Origin of the sequence: Microcoleus sp. B13-B6 (genome assembly GCF_036705405.1) — a bacterium.
Taxonomy (GTDB): domain Bacteria; phylum Cyanobacteriota; class Cyanobacteriia; order Cyanobacteriales; family Microcoleaceae; genus Microcoleus.
Window position 1 is genome coordinate 15,331 of the sequence record NZ_JAUBUJ010000062.1, and the last position, 23,041, is coordinate 38,371.

The 23,041-nt window shown below is 46.6% G+C and carries 13 protein-coding genes and 1 CRISPR repeat array; of the genes, 10 read left to right on the top strand and 3 right to left on the bottom strand.

Going from position 1 to position 23,041, the window contains the following annotated elements:
• Positions 1-27: 27 nt before the first annotated feature.
• Positions 28-1,479, bottom strand: coding sequence for a hypothetical protein (locus QUB35_RS24145; protein WP_333144216.1), 1,452 nt, complete (start codon positions 1,477-1,479; stop codon positions 28-30).
• Positions 1,480-2,093: 614 nt separating this feature from the next.
• Here QUB35_RS24145 and QUB35_RS24150 point away from each other — a divergent pair.
• On the top strand, positions 2,094-3,593 hold the full coding sequence (locus QUB35_RS24150) for a GUN4 domain-containing protein (protein ID WP_333144217.1): 1,500 nt from the start codon (positions 2,094-2,096) through the stop codon (positions 3,591-3,593).
• 347 nt (positions 3,594-3,940) lie between these two features.
• Complete coding sequence (locus QUB35_RS24155) at positions 3,941-4,204, top strand: hypothetical protein (protein ID WP_333144218.1); 264 nt, start codon at positions 3,941-3,943, stop codon at positions 4,202-4,204.
• Positions 4,205-4,332: 128 nt separating this feature from the next.
• Here QUB35_RS24155 and QUB35_RS24160 read toward each other — a convergent pair whose 3' ends face one another.
• A complete protein-coding gene (locus QUB35_RS24160; protein WP_333144219.1) occupies positions 4,333-4,860 on the bottom strand; it encodes a P-loop NTPase family protein in 528 nt (175 codons plus the stop codon).
• Between the two features lie 356 nt (positions 4,861-5,216).
• Here QUB35_RS24160 and QUB35_RS24165 point away from each other — a divergent pair, with 356 nt between their 5' ends.
• From QUB35_RS24165 to cas5, 7 genes are all read left to right on the top strand, one after another.
• Positions 5,217-5,768 carry a nucleoside monophosphate kinase gene (locus tag QUB35_RS24165; RefSeq protein ID WP_333144237.1) on the top strand — a complete coding sequence of 184 codons (552 nt, stop codon included), beginning with the start codon at positions 5,217-5,219 and terminating at the stop codon, positions 5,766-5,768.
• Positions 5,769-5,916: 148 nt separating this feature from the next.
• Positions 5,917-6,639 carry a ribonuclease PH gene (gene rph / locus QUB35_RS24170; protein ID WP_333144220.1) on the top strand — a complete coding sequence of 241 codons (723 nt, stop codon included), beginning with the start codon at positions 5,917-5,919 and terminating at the stop codon, positions 6,637-6,639.
• A 304-nt stretch (positions 6,640-6,943) separates the two neighbouring features.
• Complete coding sequence (cas6, locus tag QUB35_RS24175) at positions 6,944-7,612, top strand: type I-MYXAN CRISPR-associated protein Cas6/Cmx6 (RefSeq protein WP_333144221.1); 669 nt, start codon at positions 6,944-6,946, stop codon at positions 7,610-7,612.
• A gap of 2 nt (positions 7,613-7,614) precedes the next feature.
• Positions 7,615-10,083, top strand: a complete 2,469-nt coding sequence (gene cas3 / locus QUB35_RS24180; RefSeq protein ID WP_333144222.1) for a CRISPR-associated helicase Cas3' — start codon at positions 7,615-7,617, stop codon at positions 10,081-10,083.
• Positions 10,064-11,746: a type I-MYXAN CRISPR-associated Cas8a1/Cmx1 gene (gene cas8a1, locus QUB35_RS24185; RefSeq protein WP_333144223.1), complete on the top strand. Its 1,683-nt coding sequence runs from the start codon at positions 10,064-10,066 to the stop codon at positions 11,744-11,746. The genes cas3 and cas8a1 overlap by 20 nt, the downstream gene beginning before the upstream one ends.
• A 218-nt stretch (positions 11,747-11,964) precedes the next feature.
• Entirely contained in the window at positions 11,965-12,912 is a 948-nt protein-coding gene (locus tag QUB35_RS24190; RefSeq protein WP_333144224.1) for a DevR family CRISPR-associated autoregulator, read from the top strand.
• Positions 12,909-13,553, top strand: coding sequence for a type I-MYXAN CRISPR-associated protein Cas5/Cmx5/DevS (gene cas5 / locus QUB35_RS24195; protein WP_333144225.1), 645 nt, complete (start codon positions 12,909-12,911; stop codon positions 13,551-13,553). The genes QUB35_RS24190 and cas5 overlap by 4 nt, the downstream gene beginning before the upstream one ends.
• 225 nt (positions 13,554-13,778) lie before the next feature.
• Positions 13,779-17,160: direct repeats of the CRISPR family, unit length 36 nt; unit sequence CTGAAATAACCTTTGATGCCGTTAGGCGTTGATCAC.
• Between the two features lie 166 nt (positions 17,161-17,326).
• Here cas5 and QUB35_RS24200 read toward each other — a convergent pair.
• The gene (locus QUB35_RS24200) at positions 17,327-22,270 is read right to left on the bottom strand and encodes a CHAT domain-containing protein (RefSeq protein WP_333144226.1); all 4,944 of its coding nucleotides are present in this window, start codon (positions 22,268-22,270) and stop codon (positions 17,327-17,329) included.
• Positions 22,271-22,351: 81 nt separating this feature from the next.
• Between QUB35_RS24200 and rnhA the strand changes: the two genes are divergently transcribed.
• The coding region (gene rnhA / locus QUB35_RS24205) for a ribonuclease HI (RefSeq protein WP_333144227.1) at positions 22,352-23,041 on the top strand (690 nt) is incomplete at its 3' end.

Here is a 23,041-nt window from a genome sequence, read left to right on the forward strand (position 1 = left end):
AAATCAGTAAAGCGGTGGAGACTTGCCCTAACGCGGGGCTATCCGTTGCAGTTCTTTGGCTTGTTCTAAAATTTTCTCGAAGTCTTCTTCGCTCAACCGCTGAATGTAGTTGATTTTGAACTCTTCTAGGAAGTCGCACAGCAGCAGTTGTATTTCTTGCCAGGTTTGCTGCTGTTGCAGTTCGGTTCCTAAAGCTTGCCCGAAATGTTGGACTAGCTGGCTTGAGAGTTTCATGCCTATGGGGTCTTCGGTGGCGATTTTGAAGGCTTCGTAGGCATCTTGGGGGCCGAGGGTGGCTAATTTTGAGAGTTCTGCAACTAATTGCTGTGCTAGCTGTTCGGGCAGGTTTCCCAGGCCGGGTACTTGCTTCCATCCTTGATAGAGGGGGGATTGTTTGAGGAAGCTTTCAATATTGTACCGGAGGAGGGCTTCTAGGTCTGGCTGGAGTTGGGGGAGGACTTTGTAGACGGTTATTTGGACGAGATGCGTGGCGATCGCTTCTATTTCATTGATATTGTTGATGTCTAGATAGCGCTGTTTTGGGGATTTAAAGAGTTGACGAGCGAGTTCGCCTGTGGTAATTGATTGTTGCATCTGGTTGATGAGTTGAATTACTACAACTTCGGTCAATTCTTGGGCGAAGTTGGCGACGAAACCTCGGCTGATTTGGGTGCGTATGGGTTGGAGATCCGGCATTTTGGCTTGGTGGATGCGAATTGTGACGGGTAATACTCGCAACAAGCGCCAGAATGGGAGGAGCATGAAGATGTCGTACCATCGCCAGAGCATCGCCGATCGCCAAGTGACGCTGCGGTGGCGGCGGCTGATCGAGTAGGTACGGGCTAGAAATTCGATCGCGAATATGGCAATAAATGGCAGGTCGATTAGCCAGAAGTTATCGATGAATTCGCCGTTTTCTCCAATCTCGCGGAAATAGTTGGTGGCGATTAATGGCTTGATTTTGGCGTCAAACCACTGGATTTCTTTTTGCCAGCCTTGTTTGTTTAAATAGTCAGGGCTCCAGAATCTTTGGAATGATTGTTTAGCGGAGTCTTGCGGATTCGGGACGCGAGATCGCATCCGGTCTTTTATTTTTTCTAAGGTGCCACTTTTTGATGCTACTCGAAAGGGATCTTCGTCGATCATTTTCGCGCTCAGATTGTTTATTTCCTGCAATTTGGCTGCTACTTGGGGAGAGGGCAACCCTGTTTGCACTACTTGAATTTTTAATTCTTCTAAGGTTTCCAGATATTGCTGGGTGTCTCGGTGGGGTTTAATTCCTTTAAATGGGTCGTATATTTGAGTTAGAACTGGCAGTTGCCGGAGGTAGAAATCTCGCCCGGGCACGTAAGTTATGTCAAATAATACTAGGCTTAAATTTCCTAGGGCGACCAGTGCCATGAACCGCTCGAACCAAGGTACTTTTGGTGATTTTTTGCGGGAGTTGGGAGTTGGAGAGGGCAGTAGTTTTGGTGTCACTAGCGGTTCCTAATTAAGTAGACCGATCGAATTAGATGTAACTGGTAATAGCTGAAAAAAGGAAACAGGGAAAACTGGCTAATTGTCTGGTCGCGCTCGGATGGCGATCGAGCAAGCTAGTATTTATTTTAACGTGCGTTTCTTGGGGAGTTGGGGATTGTTGATTTCGCCTGGTTAGGTAATAAATTATGCTGCTAAAATATTAAAGCCGATCGAACTTGACGGAAGCCGCAGCTCCCGTTAGTCTGCTTCTCTCTGGCAATAAAATTATATCTCAGGGGGAATCCTAAGTTTTTTTTTGCCTTGCAGAGCTAAGTGGGCTGGTAATAAATTACTATTTCTGTTTGATCTACTGGCTATTTGACCGCTCAATCAAAGGTATTGCACGCAGCGGAGTCTAAGGTTAGATGAGGACTTCGAGTTTGAGGTCAAACCCTCAAGAGAGTTATACTTGCTCAGGGGTGGCAGTCTGGCGAGAGCGCCCCCTCCGATCGCGAGGGTGGCTGCGGCCTCCGTAAGGTTCGAGGTTTCGCCTCTACAAAAACCAGCTCGCGATCGGACTCTTGAATAATATAAAACCCTTCCTACTAATTTTGTTCGCATTTTTTTAATATATGACATACTGCCTTAATCTCGATTGCCCAAGAGACAAGCGTCAGAACCCACCAGGCACAAAGTATTGTCTTAATTGTGGTTCAAAGCTGCTGCTAAAAGACCTTTATGCAGCAACAGAACCGCTGCGCGATGGGGGATTTGGCAGGACTTTCCGAGCTGTTAATCATGGAAAATTTGAGGAATTGTGCGTGATCAAACAGTTGTCGCCCCCTCAAGAGTTTCAGCGGAAGCCCGGTCATTTTAAAAAATATGTTCGACTGTTTGAACAAGAGGCAAGGCGGTTATACGAACTGAAGCACCCGCAAATTCCTCAGTTAATTTCTTATTTTGAGGAAGATGGGCGCTTGTATTTAGTGCAAGAGTTTATTGATGGCAATAATTTAAAGGATGAGTTAGATAAGTACGGTGCTTATAGCGAAATTAAAACTTGCGAACTGCTGTTAGATTTGTTGCCTTTATTGAAGTTTGTTCACGACCGAAATGTAATTCACCGCGATATTAAGCCTGAGAATGTGATCCGCCGAGCTCGCGATCGTAAGTTAGTGCTGATAGATTTTGGGGTTTCTAAACAGGTAGTAGCGGCTGCTCCCACCAAAACAGGAACTAAGTTGGGAACTCCCGGCTACGCGGCTCTAGAACAGCGTCACGGTAGGGCTGTTCCTGCTAGCGACCTTTATAGTTTGGGGGTGACTTGCATTCGCTTGCTGACTTCTGTTATGCCTTATCTGGATATCTACGGGGACATTCACGATGACCTTTACGATCCGCTTGAAGGCCGGTGGCTGTGGAGGGAGGCTTTGCCAAAAGGAACACAAATTAGCGACGATTTAGGTCAGGTTTTGGATAAGTTGATTCAGGAATATGTTAAAGATCGCTACAAATCGGCTGTGGAAGTTTTGGATGCTTTAAAACCTCCTGTTGTTGTTGTCCCCGTGCTGGAAAAGTCGCAGCAGGTAACTGTTGTTAGTCCTTCGGTACCGACTCAACCTGTGACTGATACTGCGTTAGTTTCTGTGAATTTAGAGTCCGAAAAAGGTATTGATTATTCTCACTTGGCAAGGCTGCTGGCTGCTAAAAATTGGCGTGGTGCTGATGAGGAAACTTCTGTGAAAATGCTGGAGGTGATGCAGCAAAATTCACGGGGTTATTTGAGTGAGGAAGATATTAGGAAGTTTCCAGCTAAGGATTTGCAGACTATCGATCAACTTTGGGTGCGGCACAGTCACCGCAGATTCGGTTTTTCTGTGCAAAAGGGTTTGTGGCTCAAGTTGGGGGGAAAGCCTGGTGTTTATGATGCTACAGTTTGGGAGAAGTTTGGCGATCGAGTGGGCTGGCGGGTTAACAGCCAGTGGGTATACTATTCGGAGCTGAATTTTACTTCTAAAGCCAAGCCTGGACATTTGCCGGGGGGGACTGTTTTTGGGTGGGAAGGCGGGGTTTTGTGCGGTGTTTTGGGTTTAGGTGGGATCTGGTTTCTGCTGTCGCGGCGGGATTTGTAAAACTCACATCTTGCACTATTCTCAAGAACAGGCAAGATGCCTGTTCCACAAGAAAATTCACTCTTTGTGGAACAGGCCGAAAAGCCTGTTCATAAAAAACTTATTGAGAATGGTGCAATATCTCAGTAAAAGGAAGGTAGAAGGTAGAAGGCAGAATTTATTAGTTAGGCTGCACCCCAAGCGAAGTCGAAGTGTCAGTCATTAAATAGTTTTGAGTTGGGAATTAAAGAGTTAATAAATTTTGAGTTTAATCATCTGTTATGTAGAAAACAGCTCTAAAAAAAGCGAAAAATAAGATATAATCCCAAACCCTTTTTTTTGTGCTATGTTCTTAGAGAAGGGCAAGTTTGCAAAGTCAAAAGCCAGTCCTCGGCCGTGGCCAAAGATGGGGACTGGCGTTGGCTCCAATTTACCAAGGAGATTTATCTAGTATGTTGCAAGAAAAACGTCTCAAGCCGTGGACTATAGTTCGCTCGCTTCCCAATGTGGAAAAGGTGGTTGTGGGTGAGTTCCGCAGTTGGTCTGATGCAGACGGTCACTTGAAAATTCTCAAGCGGATGGTTCCGGCGGATCGATTGACTGTTGTGTTCGATCCGGTAGTTCAATCGTAACGTCGCTGGTAAATTGATCGGCGTGCGATCGCTCTTTGAGCTAAGCGATCGCCTCTTTTTTTAGATACTGTTTTTTTACATAAAAAATGCGACCGCTAAAATGGCGATCGCAAATAGAATGATTGTCCTTAACTGCGGCGAATTTCAGTAATTTGGTCGGCAACATCCAAAATTCTTTGCGGCATGGATGGCCCGGTAAAAATCATATCCAAATGATGCGGCTTGTTGTCAATCAATGCCACCACGTCGGCTTCGGGAATCAAGCCCAAATTAACCGCTAAACTCAATTCATCGAGAATAACTAAGGCATAACGACCTTCGCGCACCGCATTTTGAACATACTGCCACAATTGTTCGATCGATCGCGTCTCCAGCTCATCTAAATCGGCATTCTCAATGCTGCGTGACAAATCGCAGCGCACCCAATCTAAATTTTGCCCCAGCCGCACCGGATGCTGGTGTCCTTGATTAATTCCCCCTTTGAGGAACTGCACCGCTAGCACCGGAGCTCCCTGTCCTGCAATTCTGAGGGCCTGAGCCATGACACTGGTAAAAAAGCAGCGGTGCGGGCCTGTAAAAACTTGCACCAGCCCTTGAACTGTGTAGGGCAAGCTGTGGGTTAAATTGAGTTTAGGGGTTTGTAACTGAGCAACCATAGGGCAATATTTAATCAGCAACTAAGTCTTGAGTGCAGCTCCGACCTTGACGCGGCTGAAGCCTGCTTGACAATATATAGTGTACGGGGCCGAGTGCACATCCGATCGAACACTATATATACAAGTTGTCAAAAGCTCGCTGCAGTGGCATTCGCAGTCGTTTGTGCGATTTTTGAACTCAATTAGCACTTAGGCAGAAACGGGGTTTTTTAGTAAAATACGGCGTGGAGCTTGACATTTATACAGTTATAGGGTGAAAAACCACGGTGATGAGAGTCTGGCTGCGTCCAGGGCTTTTAAGAAAAGGTACAGACATCGCGTAAAATTTGAATGTCGCGGCACTAGGAGCAGGGACTTTGAGAGTGGTGATTCTGGGAGGGCCAGGAGCGGGAAAGGGAACTCAGGCTGAACTACTGTGCAGCAATTTGAACCTTCCTTTGCTGGCTGTGGGGGACATTCTACGGGAGGCGATCGCAGAAGACACAGATTTAGGCAAGCTGGCGGTGTCTTATGTCGAAAGAGGGGAGTTAGTTCCCGACGCAACTATGATTGAATTCTTTCGCCGCCGGCTGCTGCTGTGGGATGTCTTTAATGGCTGGGTGTTGGAGGGCTATCCGCGAACGGCTTTTCAAGCTGAGGAGTTGGATTTTTTGTTGGACGATTTGGCTCAGCAGCTAGATTGGGCGATTTTGTTGAAAGTGCCGATCGAGGTTTTGCTGAGTAGGTCGATCGAGCGCGATCGATCGGATGACCACCCTGAAATTTTACAGCGTCGGCTCGATTTGTTCCACGAACGCACTATTCCTCTTTTAGAATATTACGAATACCGCAACAAACTGTTAACTGTGGATGGCGACCAATCCCCAGAACAAGTCCAGCAAGATATTCTTAAAGTTGTTAATAGTTAATAGTTAATAGTCAGTTGGCAGTAGTCAGTTGCGTTCCCTGAGCGTAGTCGAAGGGTCAGTTGCCAGTTGGCAGTAGCCGTTATTTGTTGAGTGTTACAAATAACCAATAACCAATAACCAATAACCAATAACCAATAACCAATAACTTATGTCCACAAAACGTGCCGATGGCAGACAACCAAATCAAATTCGTCCGATTAGTTTCGATCGACAGTTTACCAAATTTGCTAGCGGTTCCGTACTGGCGAAAAGTGGCGATACTCAGGTACTTTGCAGCGTGACAATCAAGCCGGGAGTGCCGAGATTTCTGGAGAATACTGGACAAGGTTGGCTAACAGCGGAATACCGAATGTTGCCGGGATCTACACCGCAGCGACAAGAGCGGGAATTTATGAAATTATCGGGACGGACTCAAGAGATTCAGCGGTTGATTGGGCGCAGTTTGCGATCGTGCTTGGATATGCAGCTATTGGGGGAACGCACCATACTTGTGGATGCGGATGTTTTGCAAGCGGACGCTGGGACTCGCACGACTTCAATTACTGGCGGGTTTGTGGCTGTGGCTGATGCTTTGAATAAGTTGGTGCAAAAAGGTGATTTGGTGCGATCGCCCATTATTCGCCAAGTGGCGGCCGTGTCTGTCGGACTTTTGGAAGGCGAGCCATTTTTAGATTTGAATTATCTTGAAGATGTGGCGGCTGAAATTGATTGTAATGTGGTAATGAATGGAGATTTGAATATCATCGAAATTCAGGGAACTGCGGAAGAAGGAAGTTTCAGCAGGAGTCAGTTAAATCAAATTTTGGATGTGGCAGAAATAGGGATTCAGGAATTGTTGGAGGCTCAGCGGCAAGCTCTTTTGACCGATTGATTTTAACCCCAATTGTTGGAGATGTCTGTTTGAATTTACCGTTGGGTGGGGACGGGTTTTCCGGTCTTTATCGCAACCGGAAATATTTTTGGTGAAAGCCGCTCCTACAGATTTATTTACATTACACTTGACAAAAGTTGCGGTAAGTGCTATACCTAGAAAAATAGACGGGGCGTTGATCATTCTGCCCTCCGAGTAGTAAAACCTACGCGATTAATGCCGGGACGCGAACAGCCATTGCTTTCAACTCCCCAAAACCTTTGATGCCGTCAGGCGATTAACTAAATTATTCCCGAGCAGGCTAGTGAATACTACCTCTCTCAAAAACCAAATGTCTGCACTCCAAGTAGTAAGTGCGACCGACATTTCTTTCAGAGTAAATGGCTTAGAGCTCCCAGCAGACCACGGTTACGGACTGTTCGCAGCTATTTGCGAAGTAGTGCCGATGTTGCGGGCCGATCGCACAATTCGGCTGCTGACGGTGGCGGGATATCCAGACAGACAGGGGAAAATTACTCTCAAGCGCGAGATCGGGCGATCGTCGCGAATGCGGATCAGGGTGGCAGCAGAAAACGCGCACCATTTCTTTAAACTCGGTGGCCAGCAATTGTCTGTGGGCATCCACCAAGTCGTGCTGGGAGTGCCGACAATATTGCCGTTAAAGCCTGCTGCTGACTTGTTTGCTCGGGTTGTGGTGATTTCTGGCTACGAACAGCAGGATTATTTTTTAGCGGCGGTGAATCGGCAACTAAAAGCGCTGGGAGTGCGATCGGGCAATGCTGAAATTCCCCTCAATCAATACGGCGAAATCGCCAGAAAAACTATCAAAGTTAAGGGCGATAAAAAAGTAGGTTATTCGGTGAAAATATCCGGGCTTACTGATGAAGATTCTTTGTTGGTGCAGCATAACGGTATTGGGGGCAAAGGACACATGGGAGGTGGTTTTTTTGTGCCTCACTGGGAGGCTAAATGAAAGTGAATTTTCCCCGACTTTTCGCTAAGTCTTTGCCCAAGGATTTTTCAAGGCTGCCTAAAGAAATTCAGTCAGCTCACTTTTTGCCCGGACATACTGCTGCGGTGTACTGTTCTGCTGAAATCATTCTCAACCGATTGCTGCCGATTATCTTGCGTCAATTAGGTTTGGGCGATGAATGGGCGAAATTGCTGTTGAAAACAACTTTGATGGGATGCTACATTCACGATTGGGGGAAAGCTAACCAGCACTTTTTGGGATTGATGGCAACCGAGTCAGTGCATTACCAAAAGCATCCTGACTGGTTACAAACGATTAAATCAGAATTGCCAACTAACGAGAGAAATCAAGTCCAACAAATAATCCGTCACGAAATTTTGAGCGGCATTTTGGTGCTGCGAGTTCCCGAATTTAGGCAGTGGCTGGAAAGTTGCAAAGATGTCGATTTGTTGGTGGCTGTTTGGGGGGCGATCGGACACCATCTCAAAGTCGATCCAACCAAGGAATTTGTCAAAACTAAGGGCTGCGGCAATGCCCCGCTTTTTGTATTTTGCCAGCACAAAATTTCTTCTAAACCAGATTCAAAACCCGTCCGAGATGATTTTAGGGCGCTGCTCAAAATTGGGACGGGCAGCCAGTTAAAATTGTCGCCAAAACTGCCCAATGTCAAAAAATCAAATTGGACGCAGGAGGAACTAAAATATGCTGTTGAGGCAGTAACCAACGAATGCGAAGCAATGGCAAAAACTGTGGGGCGAAATAGCGATCGCCAGCGGTTCATTGCCGCAGTGAAAGCGACTGTCATTGCAGCGGATATCGCAGGTTCTGCGGTGCCGGAAATCGCAAATCAGCGGCAATGGTTGAGGCAAGTTTTGGAGCAAGTATTGAGCCGGGAAGATTTACAGCAGGTTATCGATTCCCGGCTCAAGAAAAAGCAGCGGCGGGGTTTTCAAAAGTCTGTTGCTGCGACCAAAACTAGAATTACTTTAGTTAAAGCTGGTTGCGGAACTGGTAAAACAATTGCTGCTTATTTGTGGGGATTAAATTGGGCAATTAATAGAAAGCTGTTTGTACTTTATCCTACTACGGGGACGGCTACTCAGGGCTTTTTGGATTACGGCACTTTGACTGATGCGGAAACAGCTTTAATGCACTCTCGATCGAACATCGATTTAGAGGTTTACCAAGCTTTGATTAATGAAAATGATGACCACGTTGAAAATGAGTCGAGACTGCAAAGTTTCAAAGCTTGGATTGCCAAACTTATCGTCGGCACGGTAGATTCAGTTTTGGGATTGATGCAGAACAACCGCAAGCCGATTTATGCGTGGATTGCGATCGCCCAAGGTGCTTTTGTTTTTGATGAAGTTCACGCTTACGATGACAAATTGTTTAGCGCTTTGCTGAGATTTATCCAGACGTTTAAAGGCGCGCCGATTTTGCTGATGAGCGCTAGTTTCACTCAGGAACAATTGGCAAAAATCTACGCTACCGTGGCGGAGTTGGGCGAAGAGATGACCGAGATTGAAGGCCCGAAAGATTTGGAAAATTTGCCGCGCTATCAATTTCAAGTAGTTGAAAGTTCCACTGATGTCATGGTGGATGTCGCGGCTGCTTTAGCAGCAAATCAAAAGGTTTTGTGGGTCAACAATTCTGTAAAAAGTTGCGTTGACACTTACAATTTTGCTGTGAATGAGTTAGTTAAGTACCCGAATTTAGATTTTTTGTCTTTAGTTTACCACGCTCGATATCGGTACAAAGATCGGGTCGATCGCCATTCTCAAGTCATGTCAGCTTTTTCGCAGCAAACTAAAGGTGTGCTGGCTGTTACCAATCAAATCTGCGAAATGTCCCTCGATTTGAGTGCCGATTTGCTGATAACGCCATTTGCCATTTTTGCGGCGCTGATTCAGCGGCTGGGGCGGCTTAACAGGCAAGTTGAGTTTGATGCTACTGGCAATTTGGTACTAGCATCGGGACGAATTTGCCAAGCTATATTTTATCCGACTAACACTCCTTATCCTTATACGGGAGAACAGGTAAAAGCTGGTCAAGAATTCGTTCGAGAACTTGCGGAATTGGGGGAAATTTCGCAGACTGATTTAATGAAAGCGGCTCTCAAAATCACCGGCGAACCGATCGCCGAATATGACTCTGCATGGCTTGACGGCTTGTGGTGTACCAGTCGCGAGTCTTTGCGAGAGCCTGGGAATACCATTAATGTCATTTTAGCAGAAGATAGGCAAAATATCGAGAAAATTGCAGAGGAAAAAAGGGCGAAAAAAGGCATCACCAAAAATAAGGCTTTGGCTGAGGAAGCACAAAAATGGGCGGTTCCGGTGCGGCTTCCCCGTCCTATTTCTGAGCTAAAAAACTGGAGGGATAAATTTCAAAAAATTTATCCGATCGCCCCCAAAGATGCCGTGATTTACAGTGAGGTAACGGGAGCTTGTGAACAGTACAAATGTTGAAATTGTTCTTAACTTGCACAGCCCGCATTATACGGATATGCACGCGGCGGGTTTGGCTGGTTTGTGGATGACTTTAAAGCAATTTAATCGGGAGGGGATTAGTTATGATAATCTGAAATGGGAACTTGGCGAATATGAAGTAGCGCTGAATATTCAAGGGAGTCATTTAGAGGCGCTCGAATGGTTGATTCAACAGTCGTTTTTGCTGAATGACGGATTGATTGGATTCCGGGGAATCGATTCAGAAAATCTCTTGCCGGAGTCGAGAGTGGCGCTGCATCAAGGATTGTTGAATACTTTTTTGCAGCAAGGGATACTTTCTAAAAGCGACGGCATAAAATCTCAATCTTTTGAGATTGATGAGGGCGAGTTGCCGCTAGTAGTAAGTTACAAGTCGCTAACTGAATACAGCCATCAAAAGTTTGCTAAAAATTTGTGCGATCGCGCGGGTTTCCTGCTAGAGAAACCCTTGGCAGTAGCGGGCTGGCTGAATCCAGGCGCTACAGTCAAACACACTGCTTTCGCAGGCAAAACTAGCATCGAACAAAACGCTTTAGATGCTTTAGTGTTGCTTTACGCGCCCGTAGTTTGCTGTTATTTCAAAATTCGATCCTTCGCAAAAGGAGAAAAAGCATCGGCGGCTTTGATAATTCCTGAAATCTTGAATCTCAAACAGTTTGCTGAAACTAGAATGAGTTACGCCAAACGCCATCAAGCGTACAAAAATTTTCATGCTTCCGGGATTGGAGATGCAGCGCTGCGTTTTTTAGTGACTTACGAATCCGCAGTAGAGATTGCGAAAACTTACAAAGTTAGTCGCTGTCGCGCTGTGATTTTTGGGAAAACGCCGTGGAATCAAAAGCAAAAATCTCCGACGGACAAGTATTCCGTAACTGCGGATGCAAAAATCTGTGCTGCTTATCAGAAAACGCAAAATGCTTTCAAGGATAAGTATGTAGTTTACGGAGATTCGGGTAGTGCCATTGTCCCCAGCTTGGCTAAAGGTTTAATCGCTGATGCTTTGATTAAACACCTTCCTTGGTACGGAGAATTGGCGGCGAAAATAACTAGCAAAGAATTGTTCGATCGACTGTGTTATGAAAGTAAAGGTTTTCGAGATATGGTAGAATATGCGGAGTGGAAAGAAGCATCCCACGGGCGGTTTGTTGAGGCTTGTCACGATGCTTTGAGAGGAATTTACGCTGGTTCTTTTAAGCAAGGAAATGCTGAAGCAAAGCGCCAAAATGCTAGCCAAGAACACGGCAAAAATTTAGGTGAAAAGCGGATATCAGATGAGCGTGAAAAAGTGCGATCGAAAATGATTCGCTGCAAAAACTTTTCAGCATTCTGTTTTTTCATCACAGAATTTTGGTCGAAAGCTGGCTTTTCGCGAGTGCAGCAAGAATATCAAGCAGAATTGTGGAATTTAGTATTAGATGATTGGGAAATGGCAAGAAATTTAGTCTTGCTTTCCCTCGTCAGTTACAAACGCAGGAAATCTGCTGAATCCCCGCCTGAATTGCCAAGCAGCAATCGGGTGGAGGCTGAAGATTCTGATGTTGATTTAGATGAGGATGATGGGGATGAGGAAGAAGAAGATGACGAAGATGATGATGATGGTGAAAGCGTGCCTTTGCCATCATCCCTTCGCAATTTACGTTAGGCAGGACTTATACCAATTTAATGTGAAGTTGCACATATCTCGATCCCCCTAAATCCCCCTTAATAAGGGGAGTAGGGGTTGACTTTGAGAAGAATCTTGTCCCCCCCTTGTAGGGGCGGTGCCCCCGTGCCCGCCCTCTTTAGGGGGGATCGGATTCTATGCAACCTCATAAAAAATTGGTATTACGCACACACTATATCTGTAACTGAGGAAATACCATGACTTATCATTTGTTTGGCAACATTTTGACCAATTACGGGATCGCTGCTAACAACCGGGGTGAAAACCAAGGTAACGTCACAACTTTGCAGCGCTTAGCATGGAAAAATTCGCTGCGGACTACTGTATCTGCTGAGGCTATTCGGTGGGCAATTCGCTATCAGTGGCAGTTTCTAGGAGAAGATGTCAACCGCAAATGGGATGATGATAAAAATGAAAATTATCGCGTTCAAGAGGGTGTTTTCGATCCTGAAATCTACATTGATGATGATGTTTTGGGTTACATGGATGCGAAAGCGGCAACGGAAGATATCAATAATGATGGGGTTCCAGAGTCGAGCGACACCAAACCAACTGCTAAAGGCGGCAAGGCTAAAGCTAAACTGAAAAAAGGGGAAAGCATTGCTCGCAGGGGGGTGCTAGAAGTGACTCGCGCGATTTCTTTGACTGCGGATACTGGCGATTTGTTTTTTGGCTCGACTAGCGGCAAAAAAGACCGGAAATCTATTCATCAAACGGAGGCTCACGCTACTCGCTATCAGTACGGTTTTGCGATGACTCCGCACCGTTTGAAGGTTGCGAGTCGGGTGATTTCTGTTTTGGATGCTTTGGCTTCTCTCGGAGGTGTTGCGGGAAATCACGCTCGGTTTCTTTACGATTTTTCTCCTGAAAGTATCGTGCTCAGGTGGACTCACGATTTTGCTCCCCGGATTCTTTACTGCTTTGAGGAAAATCGCAAAGGGGAGATTTCAATATCGGATTTGGTGCGCCGCATTGAGGCTGGAGATATTGACCCGAATGAGGTGTGGATTGGCGGGGCAATTTCTGTGGAGCCGGAGGTGGAAGAATTGGAGCAATTGGGTGTGAAAGTTTTTCGGGGAATTAAGCCGGCGGTGAGGGATTTGCAGTCTGTGATTTTGTCGGATATCGATCGGGAGGCTGCATGATCGGGTTGCGAATTGAAGTGCCAATTGCTTGCTGGCGGCAGTCTTATGCGCGGGAATATGCGGAAAGTTATCCGGTGCCGCCGCCGGCTACGGTGTACGGAATGCTGCTGTCAATGGTGGGGGAAATTAACCGCTATTCTCACTGTGGCTGTAAGATTGCGATCGCCCTTTTGTCTGCTCCCAAAAGTTCTACTTTGCTGCGGACTGTTCGGCGGGTGAAAGTTGCGAAGGAGGAGTTTGCGGCGGGCAATGCGCGGCCGGATTTTCAGGTGTTGCTGACTGGTATTGATTTGGGAATTTGGGTGGATTTTGGCGGGGATGTTGGCAATCCCAAGCTGTTGGAAAGATTGCGGGAGGCGATTTTGCGCCCGGAGTCGGTGAGTAGATTTGGTGGGGTTTCGCTGGGGGAAAGTCGGGATTTAATTAATTCTGTTTTGCTGTGGCGTGAGGAGTTTGAAGCTGATATTTGTCAGTGGTTGATTTTAGATCGAAATGGGTATTTGGCTTTGCCTTGCTGGGTGGATCATGCGGGTTCTAAAAAGACTAGGTGGCAGCGCTATGTTTTGGCTGATGCTGGCGATTTTTTGCTGGCGGATGTGTTAGCTGGGGTTGATTGCTGGAGTGCGATCGGGCCTGAGTAATGGATTTAGTGTGGCAAGGTGCTTGCAAAAATGGCTGGGAGGGTCTATTGTGGAAGGGGTTAGGCGATCGGCCTACTAATAACCTTTGATGCCGTTAGGCGTTGATCACTGCGATCGAACTGCTAACTGCTTTGATGGTGGAAGGAGGTTTTAAGGATTTAGTCGGGCAAGGTGCTTGCAAAAATGGTTTGGAGGGTTTATTCTTTAAGGGGTTGGGCGATCGGTCTGAAATAACCTTTGATGCCGTTAGGCGTTGATCACGAGTCAATTGACTGCGCGAGTGTGCGGGCTAATTCCTGAAATAACCTTTGATGCCGTTAGGCGTTGATCACAGTATTCTTCAAGTCGTATCCGGTTAGAGGTGGCTCCTGAAATAACCTTTGATGCCGTTAGGCGTTGATCACTGACACACTTCTGCAATATCCAAGATAATGGCTTCTGAAATAACCTTTGATGCCGTTAGGCGTTGATCACAATACAGTGCAGGATAGTTGCCAGCTTGCCAACTCTGAAATAACCTTTGATGCCGTTAGGCGTTGATCACCTTGCCGCTTACGGACTGCGACCTCACGAAATTTCTGAAATAACCTTTGATGCCGTTAGGCGTTGATCACCGTCCTGGGGAAGAGGCTGTGGCGAATAGAGTTGCTCTGAAATAACCTTTGATGCCGTTAGGCGTTGATCACTTCAATTGTGAGATTTTGCCTCTACCTGTAAATTCTGAAATAACCTTTGATGCCGTTAGGCGTTGATCACCAAATTATATTGAGTTGCTGGCGCTCACGGGATTTACTGAAATAACCTTTGATGCCGTTAGGCGTTGATCACGGGGTGGCGACGGGTTTGGGGTGTAATTCAATCCCGCCTGAAATAACCTTTGATGCCGTTAGGCGTTGATCACATTTAGAGGAGCTCGATCGCCTAGACTCCCACATCCTGAAATAACCTTTGATGCCGTTAGGCGTTGATCACACCACCAATCGGACACTTTCGGGTTCAACTCCTACTGAAATAACCTTTGATGCCGTTAGGCGTTGATCACGTAGAACCAGTATTCGGCAAGAAGCCTTATCGAAAAACTGAAATAACCTTTGATGCCGTTAGGCGTTGATCACTCCCCGTACCCGATCACCCTGTATGGAAAAGGCCTGAAATAACCTTTGATGCCGTTAGGCGTTGATCACCACAGGAGGAAATCAAGAGCAGAAACAGGCTGCGATCTGAAATAACCTTTGATGCCGTTAGGCGTTGATCACCTTCTGTCTGTGCGCTGTTGTCGGGGGTTTTGCATCTGAAATAACCTTTGATGCCGTTAGGCGTTGATCACGTAATCATGCACAGCCAACCGACTACTAGGGACTGAAATAACCTTTGATGCCGTTAGGCGTTGATCACAGTTTGCAGAGTTTGATGTACCGCGCCAGTTGGTCTGAAATAACCTTTGATACCGTTAGGCGTTGATCACTTATTTAGCGGGTCGCTGGTAGCTTTCCGCATGGATGCTGAAATAACCTTTGATGCCGTTAGGCGTTGATCACAAACATCAGTTGTTCGCACCCAAGGTTTCGATCTTGAGATCTGAAATAACCTTTGATGCCGTTAGGCGTTGATCACGCCAATCGACACAAGTGAGTAGCCAATAAGCGAGCCTGAAATAACCTTTGATGCCGTTAGGCGTTGATCACGTTAGGCTGGTTGTTGAGCTTTGAGGAATTGCAAGACTGAAATAACCTTTGATGCCGTTAGGCGTTGATCACCTCAAACATTTTTGAGTTCGTTCCGCCCGCACTAGACCTGAAATAACCTTTGATGCCGTTAGGCGTTGATCACCCAATACCATGTCGTATCCACAAAACGGCTAAGGCTGAAATAACCTTTGATGCCGTTAGGCGTTGATCACGAACGAATCGCCGATTCAGACAGAGAAATTCAAGCCACTGAAATAACCTTTGATGCCGTTAGGCGTTGATCACGAATAGAACCCAAACCAAACCCCACTAAATAAGCCTGAAATAACCTTTGATGCCGTTAGGCGTTGATCACAGGAATAACAAATTGGATCATGACTCAACAGTAGTCTGAAATAACCTTTGATGCCGTTAGGCGTTGATCACAACAGATCACATCTGATGCCAACAAGCATCGAAGCCCTGAAATAACCTTTGATGCCGTTAGGCGTTGATCACGGCGCTCGCTCCATCCAATCTCCATTACCTTTTCTGAAATAACCTTTGATGCCGTTAGGCGTTGATCACAAAAGTTTTCGTGGGTTTTCGGCTGGAGTGACGCTGAAATAACCTTTGATGCCGTTAGGCGTTGATCACTGGACAGAGAAAGAAGAAGAGTTAAGCGAAACCAAGGCTGAAATAACCTTTGATGCCGTTAGGCGTTGATCACGGGTTACTCCGATCGTCTGCCGCACGACAAGCGCAACTGAAATAACCTTTGATGCCGTTAGGCGTTGATCACTCAAACGACGGGACGGAGGCAAGGGAGGACGAGTCTGAAATAACCTTTGATGCCGTTAGGCGTTGATCACTTGTTAATTTGTTGCTAGTTCGGCGTTTTACGACCTGAAATAACCTTTGATGCCGTTAGGCGTTGATCACTTGACACTTTTGGGGTTAGCGAGATTGCCAACAACCTGAAATAACCTTTGATGCCGTTAGGCGTTGATCACGTATCGTGACCAAGTTAATCGATCGCCCGGAGCGTCTGAAATAACCTTTGATGCCGTTAGGCGTTGATCACGTATCGTGGTTTGACCAATTTCCAGAATATAATGGTCTGAAATAACCTTTGATGCTGTTAGGCGTTGATCACTCTTGAGCTTGTTCAAAATCAGACCCTTTGATCCACTGAAATAACCTTTGATGCCGTTAGGCGTTGATCACGAACTTAGCAGAAAAACGAAATGGCTGAACGCTGAACTGAAATAACCTTTGATGCCGTTAGGCGTTGATCACCACTCAGTGCCAAAACTTAAGTCGGCCCGGTACTCCTGAAATAACCTTTGATGCCGTTAGGCGTTGATCACGAGAGAATTGTAGATGTTGCCATTTAAGACCACTCTGAAATAACCTTTGATGCCGTTAGGCGTTGATCACGGAAAGCCACTGGCTCGAAACCTCAACTGATAGACTCTGAAATAACCTTTGATGCCGTTAGGCGTTGATCACATTGGGATATGGTGGCGACAGGCGGCGGCAGAACTGAAATAACCTTTGATGCCGTTAGGCGTTGATCACGTCGATGCAACAACAAGCGTTGTCAATGCTTTTATTCTGAAATAACCTTTGATGCCGTTAGGCGTTGATCACATTCGGCGGTCAGCCATTGGAGCAAGCTGGCGGTTCTGAAATAACCTTTGATGCCGTTAGGCGTTGATCACGTTGAAACTTGGGGTGAAGAAGGACAAAAACCTTGGCTGAAATAACCTTTGATGCCGTTAGGCGTTGATCACGGTTTCACGGTCACGTTGCGTGTACTGAATATGCTGTCTGAAATAACCTTTGATGCCGTTAGGCGTTGATCACCACTCCTGAGTCTTGACCAATTGTTTCTGAGCATCCTGAAATAACCTTTGATGCCGTTAGGCGTTAATCACTTGCAATGAGAGCGTTGCACAATTTGAGGATGATTCTTGTGGGGTGCCCCGTCCGCTGTGAAAACGCACTGGACGAGCTCAACGGCCCATCCCACAAAACAATCAAAATCATCTCGCAATTATGCAACGCCTAACAAATCACTAATCACTAATCACTAATCACCAATCACCAAGGACTCCCAATCATCACAAAAGCCGACCAATAATAAGGATGCGACAACTTTAAATCCGCAAACCCTTGCAGCGCAGCCGGCAACTCCACCCCCTCACCCCGACTCAAACCCCGCAATCGGCCACCCTCCAAACGCACATCCCCCCGCAACATCGCAATTTGCGCTTGTCGCAGCGCCGCCCCCTTAATTCGCGCCGTCTTCAACTGCTGGTAAAACTCACTCATTAATCCCAAAGTACCTTCATCACTCACGTACCACAAACTCCCCAAAGCCGTTTGCACCCCGGCTTGCAACGCCAAACCCCCGAAACCCAACTCCGCCTGTGCATCTCCCACCGCAGTCCGACAAGCACTTAAAACTAACATATTCACCTGCGGATCATTCAATCTCAAATCCCGCAATTCATCCAGTCGCAGCCGACTATTCCACAACTGAATAAAAGAATTATTTGGTGCTCCAGGTCGAAATTCGCCGTGAGTAGCTAAGTGAATAACCCCAAAAGGTCGGCTTTGATGCTGTCGCTTCAAATTCTCCAAAGTGAAATCCTCATTCAGAAAACTAACTCCCGGCCACTCTCGGGAAATAGCCGCTATTTCAGCAGGAACTGCAGGCAAAGGATTCAACTCTGAAAATTCTGAGGCACCCATTGCTAAAACTTGAGAATTTCTGAGATCGACGTAGCGAGTATCTGTTAAATTCATGCTGGGCATGAGGCTGAGACTGTACTTTTCCACCAAAAATTGCTGTCCGTCGTGCAAAGCAGCAAAGGGCATACCTCTCAAACCTCGATCGACAACAAAGGAAATAGTATCCGTTTCGCACTTTTTCAAACTGTCCTCTAAAGGCGCAATCATCCACTTATAAAGCTGTTGCGAAGATGGTAGATAACTCGTAGTAGCCCGCACCCCCGGTTTGGTAATCTCACCCCTGAACTCATTTACAACTTTCAGAAGTTCTTGCCGGTTCGCTGACGGCACACTTTTGTGAACCACTTCACCGCAAGAAGTGATCAGCATTAAATTTAATTCTTCGGGTTGCGAGAACAGATAAATTAAGCTGGGTTTCGTGCCGGTTTGTGCGCCCACCGATGCTAACTTTTTTTGAATTTCCTCTGGGGATACCAACTCGTTGCTGATGTTGATGCCTAAATATTCCCCGAATTCTTGGCTGAAAGATTTGTCCAGCAGAGGCAAAGCTGCCGATATGTTGCCTGCCTCCAAGTTCCTGCCGATGTCGCCCCGAAATGGTGACTGAAAAACGGGTTCTCTGGGATTTGAACCGATGAAATTTCTCATTCCTCTGGGAGATTGCATTCTTTCGGGTGGCATTCTGTCTCCGGGTTTTCCTATATCTCGCAATATTCTGTTTTGGTTCTGCCGCTGTTGGGGGGTAAAGGGTTGGTTGCGATCGGGGAAAAGCAATCGCCCTCGATCTAATGGAAATCTATCCCTTGGTGATATTGGGGGCGAATTGGGGTTATTGGGATTGAGGGGATTTATGGGATTGTCGGGATTGAGGGGATTTATGGGGTTGTCGGGATTGAGGGGATTTATGGGATTGTCGGGATTGAGGGGATTTATGGGATTGTCGGGATTGAGGGGATTTATGGGATTGTCGGGATTAGTTGGTTGGTTGGTAGTGACGATCGCACTATTACCTTGAGTGTAAGAATTTATGAAAGATTGCCCTTGAGTAATCGTACCCACAGCATTACTGGCGATCGCCCCAGCAGTACCGTTAGTCGTCGCATCTCCCACCGCAAAAGGTATCGGCGGATTGACATCGCCGCCGCCGTGGCGGATCGTAACTGTACCGGGTTGAGTGTCGCCAAGAGTCGAGACGCTAACAGGAGTGCCGTTTTGGTCAAAAGTACCCCTCACTCGAACTAAACCCGGAGTTGCGATCTCAACATTACCGCCCGGAGCATTTATGGATGCAACACTGATCTCATTTTGAGCGTTAAGATTTACTCTAGAAGTGCGATCGACACTAACAACAGGATTAACATTTATTCGCCCAATTGCGATTTCGTTCCCCGCTAAAATTCCGACACTTTCGGCAGCACTTATATTGCCAGTGTTGACAGTTCCCCTGCTGCTAGTTACATCAACTGCAACTCCCCGCAAATCCCTTGAATTTACATCGAGCGGCGCTGTCAAATTGACATTTCCTGTTGCGGCGTCCGTATTGCCAATAATATTAATACTTCCCGAATTGCTAGTTACATTAACTCCAACTCCCTGCAAATCTCCTGAATTTACATTGCCAGAACCTGTCAAATTGACATTTCCTGTTGTGGCGTCCGTATTGCCAATAATATTAATACTTCCAGAATTGCTAGTTACATTAACTCCAACTCCCCGCAAATCTCCTGAATTTACATTGCCAGAACCTGTCAAATTGACGGTATTTTCTGTTGCTGTGGCACTTCCAATCTCAATACTTCCCGAATTGCTATTTACATTAACTCTTGTTCCCAGCAAATTCCCTGAACTTACATTGCCAGAAGCTATGACATTAATATTCCCAAGTGATGTAGTATTGCCGATCGCAATTGTTCCCCCATCGCTATTGACTGCAACTACTCCCCCTTGCAAACTCCCTGCCTGTAAGTCGCTGGATGCTCTCAAAGCAATAGTGCCAGTGCCAGCGTCGATCGAGACAACATTAATATTAGTTTGGGCATCCAGATTTACTGTGGGAATCCGATTAACTGGATTTGTGGTGGCAGGATTAACAGTTATTGCCCCTGTGTTGATTAGCTGTTGGGCTAAAATTCTGACATCTCCGGTAGTAGCGATCGCCCCCGTATTAACACTCCCATTGCTGCTGCTAGCATTGACAGTCGCAGCGGTTAGATTGCCTACCGTTAAGTCCCTAAAAGCTGTCAAATTGATATTCTCAGTTGCTGTAATATTGACTGGTGTAGTATTGGGGACTATAATATTCGGATCGCTCAAAACTCCCAAGGCCCCGGAGTTACTGGTAATATCAACATTAGATCCCTGCAAAGTCCCAAAATTCACATTGCCAAAAGCTCTGAGTTCGATCGCCCCGGAAGTCCCAGTATCGATCGACCCTGTTACTATATTGCCTCGAACAGTATTCAGACTAATACTGCCGTTGATCTCAGCACGAGAAATGTCACTTGTCAATATAATATTGTCATTAGCTTGAATATTAATTGTCGAACTAGACGTTAATCTGCCCCCAACTACCACTGCCCCTTCCCTGCTTTCGAGATTAATTTGACCGCCATTAATATCTCTAGTTGCGATAGTTCCCGGCGCTGACAAAATCACCGGCCCGCCGGCCGAAATATTTTCAACAGAAATCAAATTATTCGATAAAATAGACGCAGGAGTAAATATTGCATCGTCACCTAAAGGATTAGGTTGTTCATTATCACCCGGAGTATCCGTAGGAGAATTAGGAACATTAGGAGAATTTGCCAAATTTTGCACTCCCGCCCGCAGAATTAAAGCCGGACTGCTGGTTAAAATAGCAATATCTGGATCGCCACTCACATTTTCCCTACCCAATGCAATATCGGGGCCGGTAATTGTAATATCCTCGGCAACAATGCTCCCCTTCGCCTCGACTTTCAGCGAAACTCCGGTATAATCTCCAAAGAAAACATCTCCTTCCGAACTGATAATCGGGTCAAATAAACTGACAAAATTTCCTGGCATTCCCGACAAATTGCGAATCGAAAAATTGCCACCAGAAACAAAGTGGGCATCCCCCGAAATAACGCCGTTGCTAACCAAACTCAAATTGCCGCCGCTTTGGAATTGCGGGGGAAGAGATAAGCCGCCGATCGCATTTTGAGTGAGAATATCAATAGTGCGATCGGCCTGAATGTATAAATTCCCCCCAGCCTGCGCCAAAAAAGGATTCTGGGCGCTGTCCCTGACCCGCACCGCATCCCCACCCAGCAAACTCAAATCCCCCGTAGTTTGCAGCCTAGCGCCCGCTAACGTCAGATTTTCCGCAGCCCATAAATTCGCACCTCCCGCACTCAACTGCGGAAGCCCAGACACATTAGCAGAAATCGCCACATCCCCAGAATTCACCTGCAAACCAGAACCCACAAGCCGCACAGAACCGTCATCAGCAACCGCAACACCCGCCGCCTGATTTTGCCCAGTACCTGTCAGCAACTGCGGCAAAGAAACAGGATTCAAAGTCTGTTGAGAATTACCCAAATTTCCGCCCGTTGCTATTTCCAAACTCAACAAATGCCCCGGTTGACTAATGCGGAGAACATTATCTCCCCCAACAGCAGCAACAGTAATTTGCCCGCCCGCAGCCGACAACTGCCCGGTACTAACAACCGTACCGCCAAGCAAAGCCAAATTTTGCCCCGGAGTCACCGCTAAATTGCCAGCATTAACAATACTTCCCGGTACACCCGGACTAAAATAAAAAGCATTTGGCGTACCCACCAACGCGCTAAAATTATTTGTACCCGCAGCATTAAACCAATTTGAACCAAAACCGACACCAGTAGCAGTAGTTGCAGTGAAAGCCGCCGGCACATTCAAACTCGCGTTCGGGCCAAACACAATCCCCGCAGGATTAATGAGAAAAAGATTAGAATTGCCGCCCGTGACAGTAATTAAACCGTTAATTAGCGAAGCGTCCCCGCCAGCAATTCGAGCTAATATATTTTGAATAGCCGAATTAGTCAGAAAATTAGCAATTTGACCTTGATTCAAGCCAAACTGCCCAAAACTGTGAAAAAGATTCGCGCCGTCTCCCGACAAACTGCCGCCGTTGATATCATAGCGGTTGCCGCTGGGGGTGACAACAGTACCCGTACCGTCAGCAGCAGGCACTAGCGGCTGTGCTTGCGCGAAAGTATTAAAAATTAACAAAGAAAACGGACAAATAAATAGCGCAACCTTTTTAATCTTTAAGTTGGCATTTTTCATAGCAACAAGTAAAACTATCTCAATTGCCTTAATTATCGCACTTGCAAACAACTTACCTCTAAATTACACATTAATTCGCTCATGACAACTCCCAAAATCAAAAGCCTCTACACAGACGGCGCTTGTTCCGGCAACCCAGGCCCAGGCGGCTGGGGTGCAGTAGTTTGTTTCGCCGACGGCAAATGTCACGAACTCGGAGGTGCAGACCCCCAAACCACTAACAACCGCATGGAAATGCAAGCTGCCGTCGCTGCGCTGGAATTTTTTGCCAATTCCGGTCAAACCGAACCCGTCACCGTTTACACCGACAGCGAATACGTTAAAAACGGCATCACTAAATGGATTCAAGGCTGGAAAAATAAAGGCTGGAAAACCTCAACCGGCAAAGATGTTGTCAACCAAGACCTCTGGCACCTGCTAGACAAGCTGAATTCCCGACAAATCAAGTGGGAACACGTCCGCGGCCACTCCGGCGACTTCTACAACGACAGATGCGATGAAATCGCCCGCAGCTTCTCCCACAATCTCACTCCCCAACTGCAACAGCAGAAACCAACGGGAGACGAGGCCGGGGCGGGCACGGGGGCATCGCCCCTACGCTTTGACAACACAATTGTTTCGGAAGAAACGGACGCAACTGGTAACAAACAGCAGAAACCAACGGGAGACGAGGCCGGGGCGGGCACGGGGGCACCGCCCCTACGCTTTGACAACACAATTGTTTCGGAAGAAACGGACGCAACTGGTAACAAACAGCAGAAACCAACGGGA

Excerpts from the sequence above, each read along its gene's own strand:
- QUB35_RS24160 (WP_333144219.1), bottom strand. The coding sequence starts at position 4,860 with ATGGTTGCTCAGTTACAAACCCCTAAACTCAATTTAACCCACAGCTTG.
- cas5 (WP_333144225.1), top strand. The coding sequence starts at position 12,909 with ATGATCGGGTTGCGAATTGAAGTGCCAATTGCTTGCTGGCGGCAGTCT.
- QUB35_RS24150 (WP_333144217.1), top strand. The coding sequence starts at position 2,094 with ATGACATACTGCCTTAATCTCGATTGCCCAAGAGACAAGCGTCAGAAC.
- QUB35_RS24200 (WP_333144226.1), bottom strand. The coding sequence starts at position 22,270 with ATGAAAAATGCCAACTTAAAGATTAAAAAGGTTGCGCTATTTATTTGT.
- rph (WP_333144220.1), top strand. The coding sequence starts at position 5,917 with ATGTCCACAAAACGTGCCGATGGCAGACAACCAAATCAAATTCGTCCG.
- QUB35_RS24190 (WP_333144224.1), top strand. The coding sequence starts at position 11,965 with ATGACTTATCATTTGTTTGGCAACATTTTGACCAATTACGGGATCGCT.